This window comes from Tepidiforma sp., assembly GCF_034433535.1.
Taxonomy (GTDB): Bacteria; Chloroflexota; Dehalococcoidia; order Tepidiformales; family Tepidiformaceae; genus Tepidiforma.
In genome coordinates, this window is record NZ_DAOUAO010000158.1 from 1 (window position 1) to 12,762 (window position 12,762).

The following is a 12,762-nucleotide window of genomic DNA, read 5'->3' on the forward strand; positions in this document are numbered from 1 at the left end:
GAGCTGCACCTGGTGCACCTGGATGGTGTCGAGGCCCGCGCCGATGAGCGAGCCGAGGCTGGCGTCGGGCGGCGGCACGCCCAGGCCGATGAACCCGAGCGTTGCCTCGGCGAAGATCGCCAGCGGGATCCCGAAGGTGGCAGAGACGATGACCGCGCTGAGCGTGTTTGGGAGCATGTGCACCCGCACGATGCGCCAGGGCCCGGCGCCCATTGCGCGGGCGGCCGTGACATAATCCTGCTCCTTGATGGAGAGCATCTGCCCGCGAACCAGCCTCGCCAGCGTCGTCCAGGAGACGAAGGAGATGGCGATGATGGTGACCAGCAGGACGCCGTTGAAGCCAGGGATCTGGGGGTCGCCTTCGCCGATGATGGGCCAATCGCGGCCGAGCAGGACCTGGCGGAGCAGGATGATGGCGAGGAGGTCGGGGAAGGCGTAAGCGAGGTCGGTGACCCACATCAGGATGGTGTCGCTGACGCGCCCGGCGAGGGCGGCAAGCATTCCGATGGTGAGCCCGATGACGAGGATGATGAGCTGCGTCCCGAGGCCGATCTTCAGCGAGAAGAGCGTGCCCTGGAGGAGCCGTGCCCAGAGGTCGCGGCCCAGGGTATCGGTGCCGAGCCAGTGGTCCCGGCTCGGGTTCTGCTCGGTCGCCTGGAAATCGGGGACGGCCGGGTCGTAGCGCTGGACGGTGTCGCTGAAATCGGCTGCGAGGGAGACCGCGAGGATCACCAGCAGGATGACCCCCGAGGCGACTGCGAGGCGGTTCCGGAGCAGGCGCTGCCAGGCCTGTGCCCAGAGCCCCCGTTGCTTCGTATGGAGCGTCTGGGAAAGAAAATCGAACGGCTGCGCGATGGTCTGGTCACTGGTGGCCACGGTGTTGCCTCGGGTGGAGGGGGATGATAGCGAACATCAGTAGCGAATACGGGGGTCGGCCAGTCCGTAGAGCAGGTCGACGACGAGGTTCATGAAGGCGATGACGACGGCGTAGAAGACAGTCACGCCCATAATCAGGCCGTAGTCGCGGATGAGCACGGAGCGGACGAACTCGCGGCCCAGCCCCGGGATGGCGAAGAGGGTTTCGATGACGAGCGAACCGGTGATCAGGCCGGCAAAGATCGGGCCGAGCACCGTGAGGACCGGGATCAGCGCGTTGCGGGCCGCGTGGCGCAGCACGACGGTGTACTCAGCGAGGCCCTTGGCACGGGCGGTGCGGACGTAATCCTGTCGGAGCACCTCAAGCATGGAGGCGCGGGTAATGCGGGCGATGAAGGCCATCGGCAGGAATCCGAGCGCGATGGTAGGAAGCACCACCTGCCGCCAGTTGCTGAAGTCGCCGCGGAACCAATCGGTGAAGCCGTAATCCGAGCTGAGGACGTTGAACCAGCCCAGGTTGACCGCGAAGACGATGGTGAGGATGGGGGCCAGCACGATGCTGGGCATGGCCGCGCCGATGGTGGCGATGAACACACCGACATAATCCGAAAGGCCGTTCTGGTTGAGCGAGGACAGGGTGCCCAGCGTGAGACCGAAAACGGTCGCGAAGAGGAAGGTGGCGATCCCGAGCTGGACCGAGACGGACATCCGCTCGCGGATGATGTCGGTGATGTCGCGGTTGTTGGCGATGGAGATGCCGAAGTCGAACTCGGCCAGGTTCTTGAGATAGTTCAGGTACTGGACGGGCAACGGGTCATCGAGCCCGTAGCGGCGCTTGAGGTTCTCGAGGGTGGCCGGGGGCAGCGGCTTATCGGTATCGAACGGGCCGCCCTCGACGGCGTGCATCAGGAGGAAGGTGATCGTTGCGATGGCCACGATCAGCGGGATCATGGCGACGATGCGCCGGGCAGTGTAGGCGAACATGGCCGGTACCTTTCGCGGATGGCGCCGGGAGCTCCCTCTCCCGGCGCCATCGTGAATCTGGAAGCGGCTGCGGAAGGGTCCTCGCTACTTCTTCGAGGTCTTCCAGAGTTCGATGTACCAGTCGCCCGGGACGAAGGTGTCGCCCGGCCGCTTGTTCTCGACCATGCCCGAGATGTGCGGCTTCACCAGGAAGGCCGCGAGGGTGTGGAACAGCGGGGCGATGCCGTTCGCTTCCTGGAGGAGGAGCTTCTCGGCGTCGCGGTAGAGCTTGCGGCGCTCCTCATCGTTGGTGTTGAACTTGGCCTTCGTGATGATGTCGTCGAGCGCCTTGATGCTCGTCTTGGTCTTGTTGATAGAGCCGCCGGTTTCCCAGAGGCCGAGGAACCAGTTCTCCGGGTCCGGGTAGTCTTCCTGCCAGCCGCCGGTGACGAGCTGGAAGTCGGAGGCGTTGAAGCGCGACGAGCGGGTCTTGCTGTCGACGAACTCGAGCTTGAGGTCGATGCCCAGGTGCTTCTTCCACTCGGCCTGGAGGAATTCGCCAAGCAGCTTGTTGGTCTGGTTATCGACGAGGAGCAGGGTCAGCTCGGGGAAGCCCTTGCCGTCGGGATAGCCGGCCTTGGCGAGGTTCTCCTTGGCCTTCGTGGGGTTGAAGCCGAGGATCGCGTCGTATTCGCCGCCCTTGAGACCGTTCCGGGCCGGCGGCACCCAGCTGGTCGTGGCGGTGTTGGCGTCCTTGAAGACCACCTTCATCATGGTCGCGCGGTCGGTGGCCTGGGAGAGCGCGAGGCGAACTTCGGGCTTATCGACCGGGGCCTTGGTCACGTTGAACTCGAGGCCAATGGTGCGGGTTGCCGGGTAGAGCTGGAGTTCCTTGGCGAATTCGGTCTTCAGCTTGTCGAGCTCGGGCTTGTTCGCGACGGTGGCATCGACTTCGCCGGTTCGGTAGGCGTTGTTGAGCACCGCCGGGTCGTCCACGTAGCGAAGGACAACCTTTTCGACGCCGACGGGCGTGCCGACCCAGTTCGGGTTCGGCTTGAGCTCCATGCTGGCCTTTTCGGTGTAGGCCGACGGCATGAAGGGGCCGTTGTAGACGTTCTCGAGCGGGCCGGGCCACGGGTCGTCGACCTTCGCCAGCTTGTGCTTCGGCGCCGGGAAGGTGGGCCAGAGGGCGAGCAGGATGGGGAACGTCGGCTGCGCTTCCTGAATCTTGATCTCGAGGGTCAGCGGGTCGATCGCGCGGACGCCGACCTTCTGCCGGAGCGCTTCCTTCTCCTCGGCCGACTTATCGGCGGCGTTGTAGTAGTCATCGCAGCCGACGATGTTGGTGAGGATGTACTGGTAGTGGCCGGCAACGTCCGGGTTGCAGGTGCGCTGGATGCCGAGGACGAAGTCTTCAGCGGTGAGCGGCTGGCCGTCGGACCACTTCAGGTCCTTCTTGAGCTTGACGGTGTAGGTCTTGCCATCGCTGGAGACCTGCGGCACACCGTCGGCCATCGCGGGCTGCGGCTTGTCGTTGATATCGAGGTGGTACAGGCCGCGCCAGACGTAGACGAAGTGCGTGATGTCCTGCGCGAAGTCGGAGAAGTGCGGGTCCCAGGTTTCGAACTGGGTCGCGCCGATGGTGATGGTGCCGGAGGGCGCGCTGCTGCCACCGCCGCTGGGTGCGGTCGCGGTTGCATCGCCGCCGGTCTGCCCGCCGTCGCCGCTGTCGTCATCGTCGTCGCCGCAGGCCGCAGCGAAGACGAGAACCGCGACGAGGGCGAGCGTGCTGAACAGCAGTCGCCAGGTGCGTTTGGTCATCGTTTCGTGGTTCCCTCCTCTGTATCGATTGACCGTCCGGTAAGGTGCCCCCGCATTTTCGTACTGTCAACGAATCTTTACCGGATTCCCCGGCCGTTCATCGACTCGCAACGTGGGCGGGCGCACCTCCTGGCCCGAAGGGCATGCACCCCCGGCCTCGTCATCAGTACGCCGGGGGCCGCTGCCATGGATGCCCTCGACTCGCCGGCAGGGGAGGGTCAGCCTATGCTGATGCCAAAGCAAGGCCCCCGGGGTGGCATTCGTGGCAAAAATCCTGGCAATCGTCCATGTGGTCGGGCGGGACCAGAAGGGCGTCGTCGCCCGCATCAGCACCTACCTTGCCGAGCGCGATATCAACATCGAGGACATCGAGCAGCGGGTGGTGCGCGGCCAGTTCCTGATGGACATGCTCATCGACATTTCGGAAGCCAGCGTGACGCTCGATGAGCTGGTGACCGGGCTCCTCGCGATTGGGAACGAAATTGGCATGGAGGTGCGGCTCACGCTGCACAGCGAGCGGGAGCGCCCGCGCGTCGCCATCCTCGTCTCGAAGGAGCCGCACTGCCTCGAGCAGCTCATCGCCGACTGGCGCTCGGGCGAGCTGCGCGGGGAGCTGGTGTGCGTGCTTTCGAATCATGAAACGCTCCGGCCGCTGGCCGAGTCGGCCGGGCTGCCGTTCGAATGGCACCCGAGCGACGACAAGGCCGCGCACGAGGCGTTCCTGCTCGACCGGCTGGCCCACTACCGCGCGGGTCTGGTGGTGCTGGCGCGCTACATGCAGATTCTTTCACCGACGGTCGTGCAGCCCTACGCCGGGCGGATCATCAACATTCACCCTTCGCTGCTGCCCTACTTCCCGGGCGCGAACCCCTACCGCCGTGCGTGGGAGGACGGCGTACGGGTCACCGGCTGCACGGCGCATTTCGTGACCGAAGAGCTCGACGCGGGGCCGATCATCCTGCAGGACGTGTTCCACATCGATGTGGGGGTCGACACGGTGGAAGATGTGCGCCGCAAGGGCCGCGCTCTTGAAGGCCGGGTGCTGAGCCGGGCCGTCCAGCTCTACCTCAACAACGAGATCGTGGTGGTCGACGGGAAGGTGGTGTTCAAGCCCGGGATGCGGACTCTGCTGCGTGACCTTGGGGGGCGGGAGTAGCCGCACCCGCGGGACGGTCTGATGGCGGACCCAATCGCCACGCCATCCGCACCCCGGCGACCCGGCCGCGGTAGACCTCGACAACGTGTTCCGGGCAGACCGGGATGAGCGCATGCGTCGCGCCGTCATGCTCGCCGAAGACCTGGACAGCGTGCCGGAGCAGGTCGGTGCGGCGGGTGAGGAGACCGACCGGGTTCTTCACCAGGCCGGGCTCGGCGGCCTGGGCGATGCAAAGGGCACAGGGCTGCACGGGCATCTCCCTTGGGGGCTCGCCGGCAGCCTACCATGTCACCGGCCGATAACGATCGTGCCGAGCGTCAAGATGTCCTCGCCTGCTCAAGGGCCTTGCGGGTTTGGCGGTGGCGGTAGGCGAACATCCCTGCGAGTGCGGGCCGCACCAGCAGCCATTCGAGAAATTCGCCCACCGGGGTGGGCAGCAGGCGAAACGCCACCACATCCGTCAGGCGGGCGCCGGAACCTTCGGAGGAGAACCGGTGCTGGTGACGCCAGCGCCGAAACGGCCCGCGCTCGTGCGTATCTTCAATGAGGCGCCCCTCTTCGACCCGGGTGATGCGGGCGTGCCAATCGACGCCGATGGGTCCCCAGCCGAGCCGGAACACCTGGACGTCCCCCTCGCGGGTCGGCGCCGGTGGGCTGACCAGCCTGAAGGGCGGAAACGGCGGCGAGATGCGCGCGAGGTTGCGCACGTCGGCGTGGAAGGCAAAGAGCGCCTCCGGGGGGGCATCGATCTGAGAAGACCAGCGCACAACGGTCATAGCGGGGGCTCCTTACCGAGGTATTCGAGCACATCGCGGGCTGCATTCATGCCCGAGAGCGCGGTGCCGACGGTCCCCTGCCCGGGAAAGGTATGGTCACCGGCCAGGACGAGCCCGGGACCGTAGCGCCTCCCGGGTGCGCGGAGGGCGACCACGGAGGGCACCTGCCGGAGCCCGCCGACGAAGCCGCCCGGCCGGCCAGTGTACCGCTGATAGGTGGCCGGGGTGGCCGACCGCAGCAGCAGCACCCGGTCATCGACGTCCGGGATGACCGCGCGAACGGCGGAGAGCAGCCGCTGTTCGAGCGCCCGGCGCGTACAGGCGGCACGGACCGGCGGGACCTGGAACAGCGCTGGCTCGACGTGCGTCGAGACGCTGATGCTCCAGCGGTCTGCCCGCTGGCCGCGGCCGGGATAGATGGAGACCAGCATGTTCGCGCCCGGGCGGTCGATGTCGGCGGGGTCCAGCACCACCTGGTGGAAGGGGTGAAGCGGCTCGATCCCGGCGGCATCGATGCCGAGGTGGAGGACGAAAGCGCCCCAGGCGCTGCCCGGGCGCGGGAGACGCGGCGGCCTGCCCAGGAGCAGGTCGAGCCCGCCGGGCGGGAGGTTCGCCACGACCGTGCGGGCTGACACCGAACCGCCGCCGTCGAGCCACAGCCGCCAGGCGCGCCCCTCGCGGCCCAGGCGGGCGACGCCGCGCCCGAATTCGACCCTCCCACCGTGCCGGCGGATGGCCCGCACCAGGGCCATCGCGATGCGGCCGGTCCCGCCGTCGACCCACTGGCAGCCGTGGCGGTAGAGGTCGAGGGCGATGGCGCCCTGGACGGCGCTGCAGGCGGAGGCGGTGCAGCCGGTGGCATCGAGCAGGAGGGCATCGATGAGGGCGTCGGCGGCGGGGTCGCCCGTCGCGCCGAGGCGGCGCTTCACCTGCCCGACGGTCGCGAACATGTCCGGGAGCACCCGGATGACCTCGGGTCGGACGGCGCGCAGCGAGCGGCGGACATCGGCGATGCGTTCAAGCGGGAAGGACGGAAGGGACGCGCCGATGCGGTACACCGTGCCGCCGGCGCACTCGGCCCAGTCCCAGAAGCGCTGGTAGCCCGGCGCGGCCCCGGGGAACCGGGCGGCGAATTCCTCTCGCCAGGCGGCCTGGTCGGCGAGGTAGCGAACGGTTCGCCCGGGCAGGTGGAAGACGATGGAAGGGTCCAATGGGCTCGACGGGACTTCGACATCGATGGCGTCAAGCAGCTGTCGAAGGATGCCGCCCTGTTCAAGCCCTGTCACAACCGTTGCGCCGGCAGGAAACCAGAAGCCTTCGAGCGCAAAGTCCCCGGCACACCCGCCGGGCCGCGTGTGCCGCTCGAAGACGGCGACGCGCGCCCGCGCCCTGGCGCTGAGTGCTGCCGCGGCCAGGCCGCCGAAGCCGGAGCCGATGACCGCGATGTCGAGGTCTGATTCAGGATACGTCACGCCTCGATCGTAGGGACATGAACAGGACCTTGACAAGCGGCCGCGAAGCCTCGACGATCGTCGTGCGATGGCGCGCGAGCTGAACGGTGTCTATCGGATTGCCCAGGTGGCCGCGCTCACCGGCGTGAGCGAGCACACGCTGCGCGCGTGGGAGCGCCGCTACGGCGTCCCTCGCCCGGCCCGGACCATCGGGGGCCAACGGACGTACTCGGCCGCGGAGATCGAGCTGGTCCGCCGGATGAAGCAGCTGGCCGCGCAGGGCGTGCCCCTTGCCGAAGCCGCCCGACTGGCCCTCGAGGAGTCCCGCGCGCCGGTCGGGGAGCCGCGCATTCAGCGGCTCACTGCCAGCCTGCGCGATGCCCTGCTCGCCTTCGACGAAGCATCGGCGGCCGCCACCTGGGCCGAGCTGTTCGATTCGCTGGACCTCATGGCAGCGTTCGAGCAGGTCGTGGTGCCGCTCATGCGCGATATCGGCATCGCCTGGCACGAAGGCCGTGCGACGGTCGCCCAGGAGCATTTCGCCACGAATTTCGTGCGCGCCCGCCTCGACCAGCTCAGCCGGCAGGTCCAGCCGTTCTCCGGCGCCCCGATTGTGGTCCTGGCCTGCCTCGAGGGTGAACACCACGAAATCGGCCTGCTGATGCTGGCGGTGATGCTGCGCTTCCAGGGGCTGCGGACCATCTACCTCGGGCAGGACGTTCCCGATGAGGACCTGATTCGGACGGTCGAGGATTCGCAGCCCGACGTCCTTGCGGTCAACGCCGGGACCCCGGAGGGAGCCCTGCACCTGCCCGGGATCGTCGAGCGGCTGCGGGATACCGCCCCGCTGACGTCGATCGTCTACGGCGGTGGGGCGTTCGACCGCGATCCGGAGCTGCACGTCTCCGGCGCGCATTACGGCGGCCCGGAACTCCCGGCCGCTGCCAAGCTCATCAACGACCTGGCGCGGGCCAGGGTGCATGGAGGTGCATCATGAAGGTTGCAGTTGCCGGCGGAACCGGCCTGCTGGGCCGTGCCATCACCACGGCGTTGCTTGATGCGGGACACGACGTCGTCGTGGGCTCGCGCCGCAAGCCCGAGCGGGACCCGATCGACCCGAGGGCGACCTGGGTCGCGGCCGATGTCACCGCCCCGGCGACGCTCGCGGCGCTGCTCCAGGGCGCCGATGCGGTCATCGACGCGGTCCAATTCCCGAACTCGCCCATCGAGAACCCGAAGAAGGGCTACACCTTCGAGAACATCGACCTCGGCGGGACGCGCAACCTGGTCGACGCCGCCCGCGCGGCGGGGACGCCGCTGTTCATCGGCCTGAGCGGGGTGGGCGCCGCCGAGCATGCGCCGTACCACTGGCTTCGCTTCAAGTGGCAGGAAGAGCAGTACATTGCCGGCTCGGGCGTACCGTACACCATCTTCCGGCCGAGCTGGATTTACGGCCCCCGCGACGTCTCCCTGAACCGCTTCCTTGGCTTCGCGAAGTTCCTGCCGTTCGTGCCGGTCATTGGCAACGGCAAAACGCGCATCAATCCGCTTTTTATCAACGACCTGGCCGCGCACGTGGTCGCCTCGCTTTCGAACGACCGGTCCCGGGGAAAGATCTTCGAGATTGGCGGCCCCGACGTGCTCATCATGGACGAGGTCATCCGTACGGCGCTCCGGGTGGTGGGCAAGCGGCGTCTGTTGCTGCACAGCCCGAAGCCGGTCATGAAGCTCGTGGCCTCCGTCATCCAGTTCGCGCCGGGTCGGCCGCTGACGCCGGACGCCATCGACTTCATCACGATGAACGGCGTGGCCGATATCGCACCACTGCGGGAGACGTTCGGCCTGCCGCTCACGCCGCTCGCGGATGGCCTGGCGACCTACCTGAAACGCTAATCCATGGCCTTTCGTCTATAGCAGGCATGGGTCGCTTGCATGGCACCGGGCCGCCTGGCGTAGAATGCGGGTGCGGCACCGCGGGGGCCGCGGGCGACACCTTATCCGCACGGGTAGACGATTGCGCGCTGATACCTCCGATGTTGCGTTCCGGCTCTTGCTTGCACTTGGCGAGCTCTGGGAAGGGTTACACCGGGCGGGCATCGACCCATCAGCGCGCGGCCTCCATATGACGCAGGAGTACCTCGGCGGGTACACCCGCTATTGCGCCGGTCCCGGCGCGCATGCCCGGCTGGTGGTTGAGTGGAACGAATCGTCGCGCCACCTGCGGGTGATCCGCTGCGAACCCTGGCCCGGGGTGGAGGCGACGATTTCCGCGACGGTTGCTCACGTTCGAAACGAGGCGCGTGCCAGGGGCATCAGCGACATCGTTGACCGCGTGCTGGTCGCCGCCTGCAAAGAACCGCTGAAGCCGGCCCGCAAGACGGTGCTCCCGACCGCGATGCGGCCTTCCCAGCAGATGGCCGCCCGTCCGACCTAGCAGCGCGCGCGCCGTCGGCATACCATCGCCGGCGTGGACCTCCCGACCATTCTTCCGCGCCGCGCCGCGCTCCTTCCGCTGCTCTACGAGCACCAGCGCCAGGCCGGCTACCTGGACCGCGACGCGGTTGCCCGCATCGCTCGCGAAGTGCGCGTCCCCGTTGCCGAGGCGTGGGAGGCCGCCTGTTCGTATCCCGATTTTCGGTTCGAGCCGGCCGGTGAAGCGCGCGCCTGCGGCGGTGTCGCCTGTGACCTCGCGCGGGGCGCCGACGGGCCACTCCGGCCGGGCTGCCTGTTCCGCTGTTACGAGGCCCCGGCAGCCGGGCACGAGCTTCCCTTCCCGGAACCGATGGTGCGCCGCTCGGGTCCACTCCTTGCGGACGATTCCCGCGACTGGGCCGGGCTGGAGGCGGTCCGGCGCATGGGCCCCGCCCGCTTCCTCGACGAGCTGGAGCGGTCGGGGCTCCGCGGTCGCGGTGGCGCCTACTTCCCGACGGCCCGCAAGTGGCGCGCCGCACGTCGCCACGAGGGGCCCCGTGCGCTGGTCCTGAACGCCGAGGAGGGCGAGCCCGGCGTCTTCAAGGACCGTGCCCTTCTCTGCCTGCGGCCCCGCCGGGTGGTCGAGGGGCTGGCCATCGCGATGGCGGTGCTCGAGCCTGCGGTCACCATCGCCTTCATCAACGGCGAGGCGGACCCGGCGGCCGGGTCATTCGCCGCGGCCCTGCAGGAGTCACCGATCGCTGGTTTTGTGGTGGTTTACCGCGGGGGCGGCGGCTACGTCCTCGGGGAGGAGTCCGCCCTGCTCAACGCCATCGAGGGGCGCCGCGCGGTGCCGCGCGCGAAGCCCCCGCTGCCGGTCGATGCCGGCCTGTTCGGCATGCCCACGGTGGTCAATAACGTCGAGACGATTGCGGCAGTCTCGGTTATCGCCCGGCATGGCGCCGCCGCATGGCGCGACTACGGCACCGCAGAAGCGCCAGGCTCGCGCATCCTGTCGGTGAGCGGTCGGGTTGGGCTTCCCGGTGTCTACGAGGTGGCGATGGGCACGCCGCTCGGCGACGTCGTCGCCGGGGCTGGCGGCCCCCCGCCGGAGCGGCTGGCGCTGCTGTGCGGCGGGCCTTCCGGCGGGTTCCTCCCGGGCAGCCTGGCCGATGTGGCGCTCGCGCCGGGCCGGTACCACGAAACCGGCGCCATGCTCGGCGCCGGTGGCGTGGTGGTGCTGGAGGCACCGGGCGATATCCGCCGGGCGGCGTTCTCCATGGCCGCCTTCAACGCCGGGGAGTCCTGCGGGAAGTGCACGCCCTGCCGCGAGGGCACGCCGCTGCTGCTCGAGGGCCTCGCCTCGGGACAGGGCCGGATGGAACTGCTGCTCGACGCGGTGCAGTTCGCCTCCCTCTGCGGGCTGGGGCAGATGGCCACCGGGCCGGTGCGGTCGGCGCGCGTGTTCTGGCCGGAGGTGTTCGCATGAGGGTCGATGGTCGGGAAGCTCCTCCGCGCGGCACCATTCTCGATGCCGTCCTCGCGCTGGGAATCTCGCTGCCGCACCTGTGCAAGGATGACAACCTCCCGCCGATCGGCGCCTGCCGGACTTGCCTGGTCGAAGCCGACGGCCGGGTGGTGGCGGCCTGCCACACCCCGGCCGAGGGGATCACCGAGGTGAGCACCGGCAGCCCGCGGGTGGTGGCCCTGCGGACGACGGTGCTGGAGCTTACCCGCGGGATGCATGGGCCCCGACCGGACATCGCAGGGGGACCATCCAGCGGCGAACTCTGGGCCGCGTACGAGGCGCACCGGCTGGCAGAGCCCCCGGGCCCGCGGCGGGAGCGGTCGGGCCTCGATGCGAGCAGCCCCTTCTTCGCCTTCCACGAACAGCAGTGCATTCTCTGTGGGCGCTGCGTGGCCGCCTGTCAGCAGCTCCAGCACATCGGGGCGATCGGCATCGCCGGCCGGGGCACGGCGGCGAGGGTGACCCCCGGGGCCGGGGCCACGTTCGCCGATTCGGCCTGCACCGCCTGCGGGTCCTGCGTGGCGGCCTGCCCGACCCACGCGCTCGTACCGAAGGAGGGACGCGCATGACGGCACTCACCACCACCCGGAGCACCTGCCCCTTCTGCGGCGTGGGCTGCGGGATGGTCGTGCAGGCCCACGGGGGCCGCATCACCTGGGTCGATGACGACCCGTCGAACCCGTCCAGCCAGGGGATGCTGTGTGTGAAGGGGAGATTCGGCACGGCCTTCGTGCATCACCCCGACCGGCTGACGACGCCGCTCATTCGGCGGGACGGCGAGCTGCGGCCCGCGAGCTGGGATGAGGCGCTCGACCTGGTCGCGGAGCGCCTGCTTGCGTACCGGGGCGCCTTCGGCAGTTTCGCGAGCGCGAAGGCCACCAACGAGGATGCGTTCGTCCAGCAGAAGTTCGTGCGCCTGGTGATGGGGACCAACAACATCGACCACTGCACGCGGCTGTGCCACTCCCCAAGCGTCGAGGCCATGCTGCTGCAGCTGGGAAGCGGCGCCACCAGCAATTCGTACGCGGATTACGAGCATGCCTCCTGCCTGGTGCTGGTCGGGTGCGACCCGTCGTCGAATCACCCGGTGATCGCATCGCGGATGCGGCGGGCGATGGACGACCACGGGACGCGCCTCGTGGTGGTGAACCCGAAGCGAATCGACCTTGCCGAGCGTGCCGACGTCTTCCTGCAGCCCGCACCGGGGACGGATGTCGCGCTCTTCAACGGCATGGCGCGGGCGATTCTCGATGAGGGCCTCGAGGACCGGGCTTTCATCGACCGGCGCACCGAGGGGTTCGATGACTGGCGAGCGGCCGTGCTCGAGCACACGGTCGAGGAGTACGCCGCCGCCTGCGAAGTCCCGGCGGACGCCCTGCGCGAGGCGGCACGGCTCTACGCACGGCCGCCGGCCCGGCGCGGCCTGCCGGCCGGAGAGCGGCCGGGCAGCTGCCTGGCGTGGGGCATGGGCATCACCCAGCACGCGCACGGGACAGCGAACGCCCACGCGCTCATCAACCTGGCCCTGCTTACCGGGCAGCTGGGGCGCCCGGGCTGCGGAATCTCGCCGCTGCGGGGGCAGAACAACGTCCAGGGCTGCGGCGATGCCGGCTGCATCCCCGATTCGCTGCCCGGCTACCAGCCGTACCGCGACGACGTCGCGGCGGTCTTTGAGGAGCACTGGCAGGCGGGCATTCCGCGCGAGCCTGGGCTCAAAGCGACGGACATGATCGAGCGCATCGCTGATGGGACCATCCGGGCGATGTACATCGTCGGCGA

General features: G+C 68.8%; 12 protein-coding genes. 7 read left to right on the forward strand and 5 right to left on the reverse strand.

What is annotated here, in order from left to right; translation table 11 throughout:
- The 3 genes from VAE46_RS08560 to VAE46_RS08570 all read right to left on the reverse strand — a co-directional run.
- Positions 1-876, reverse strand: an 876-nt coding sequence (locus VAE46_RS08560) for an ABC transporter permease (protein WP_322796512.1), incomplete at its 3' end; no start/stop codon positions are given.
- A 36-nt stretch (positions 877-912) separates the two neighbouring features.
- Positions 913-1,860 carry an ABC transporter permease gene (locus tag VAE46_RS08565; RefSeq protein WP_322796513.1) on the reverse strand — a complete coding sequence of 316 codons (948 nt, stop codon included), beginning with the start codon at positions 1,858-1,860 and terminating at the stop codon, positions 913-915.
- An 84-nt stretch (positions 1,861-1,944) separates the two neighbouring features.
- A complete protein-coding gene (locus VAE46_RS08570) occupies positions 1,945-3,660 on the reverse strand; it encodes a peptide ABC transporter substrate-binding protein (RefSeq protein ID WP_322796514.1) in 1,716 nt (571 codons plus the stop codon).
- 262 nt (positions 3,661-3,922) lie between these two features.
- On the opposite strand from VAE46_RS08570, the gene VAE46_RS08575 reads away from it, so the two are divergent.
- Positions 3,923-4,816, forward strand: a complete 894-nt coding sequence (locus VAE46_RS08575; protein WP_322796515.1) for a formyltetrahydrofolate deformylase — start codon at positions 3,923-3,925, stop codon at positions 4,814-4,816.
- 317 nt (positions 4,817-5,133) lie between these two features.
- Here the strand turns inward: VAE46_RS08575 and VAE46_RS08580 are convergent, their stop codons facing one another.
- Together VAE46_RS08580 and VAE46_RS08585 are read right to left on the reverse strand one after the other, a co-directional pair.
- On the reverse strand, positions 5,134-5,592 hold the full coding sequence (locus VAE46_RS08580) for an SRPBCC family protein (protein WP_322796516.1): 459 nt from the start codon (positions 5,590-5,592) through the stop codon (positions 5,134-5,136).
- Entirely contained in the window at positions 5,589-7,064 is a 1,476-nt protein-coding gene (locus VAE46_RS08585) for an NAD(P)/FAD-dependent oxidoreductase (protein ID WP_322796517.1), read from the reverse strand. The genes VAE46_RS08580 and VAE46_RS08585 overlap by 4 nt, the downstream gene beginning before the upstream one ends.
- Positions 7,065-7,131: 67 nt before the next feature.
- Here VAE46_RS08585 and VAE46_RS08590 point away from each other — a divergent pair, with 67 nt between their 5' ends.
- The 6 genes from VAE46_RS08590 to VAE46_RS08615 all read left to right on the forward strand — a co-directional run.
- Entirely contained in the window at positions 7,132-8,040 is a 909-nt protein-coding gene (locus tag VAE46_RS08590; RefSeq protein WP_322796518.1) for a MerR family transcriptional regulator, read from the forward strand.
- Positions 8,037-8,936, forward strand: a complete 900-nt coding sequence (locus VAE46_RS08595) for an NAD(P)H-binding protein (RefSeq protein ID WP_322796519.1) — start codon at positions 8,037-8,039, stop codon at positions 8,934-8,936. Before VAE46_RS08590 ends, VAE46_RS08595 begins: the two co-directional genes overlap by 4 nt.
- 229 nt (positions 8,937-9,165) lie before the next feature.
- Positions 9,166-9,477, forward strand: a complete 312-nt coding sequence (locus VAE46_RS08600) for a hypothetical protein (RefSeq protein WP_322796520.1) — start codon at positions 9,166-9,168, stop codon at positions 9,475-9,477.
- Between the two features lie 33 nt (positions 9,478-9,510).
- Positions 9,511-10,944, forward strand: a complete 1,434-nt coding sequence (locus VAE46_RS08605) for an NADH-ubiquinone oxidoreductase-F iron-sulfur binding region domain-containing protein (RefSeq protein WP_322796521.1) — start codon at positions 9,511-9,513, stop codon at positions 10,942-10,944.
- Positions 10,941-11,552 (forward strand): 2Fe-2S iron-sulfur cluster-binding protein, encoded by a 612-nt coding sequence (locus tag VAE46_RS08610; protein ID WP_322796522.1) that lies wholly within the window; start codon positions 10,941-10,943, stop codon positions 11,550-11,552. Before VAE46_RS08605 ends, VAE46_RS08610 begins: the two co-directional genes overlap by 4 nt.
- A partial coding sequence (locus VAE46_RS08615) for a molybdopterin oxidoreductase family protein (protein ID WP_322796523.1) occupies positions 11,549-12,762 on the forward strand: 1,214 nt, incomplete at its 3' end. The genes VAE46_RS08610 and VAE46_RS08615, both read left to right, overlap by 4 nt.

Coding starts and splice junctions, on each gene's coding strand:
- VAE46_RS08565 (WP_322796513.1), bottom strand. CDS start 1,860: ATGTTCGCCTACACTGCCCGGCGCATCGTCGCCATGATCCCGCTGATC.
- VAE46_RS08570 (WP_322796514.1), bottom strand. CDS start 3,660: ATGACCAAACGCACCTGGCGACTGCTGTTCAGCACGCTCGCCCTCGTC.
- VAE46_RS08580 (WP_322796516.1), bottom strand. CDS start 5,592: ATGACCGTTGTGCGCTGGTCTTCTCAGATCGATGCCCCCCCGGAGGCG.
- VAE46_RS08590 (WP_322796518.1), top strand. CDS start 7,132: ATGGCGCGCGAGCTGAACGGTGTCTATCGGATTGCCCAGGTGGCCGCG.
- VAE46_RS08595 (WP_322796519.1), top strand. CDS start 8,037: ATGAAGGTTGCAGTTGCCGGCGGAACCGGCCTGCTGGGCCGTGCCATC.
- VAE46_RS08600 (WP_322796520.1), top strand. CDS start 9,166: ATGACGCAGGAGTACCTCGGCGGGTACACCCGCTATTGCGCCGGTCCC.
- VAE46_RS08610 (WP_322796522.1), top strand. CDS start 10,941: ATGAGGGTCGATGGTCGGGAAGCTCCTCCGCGCGGCACCATTCTCGAT.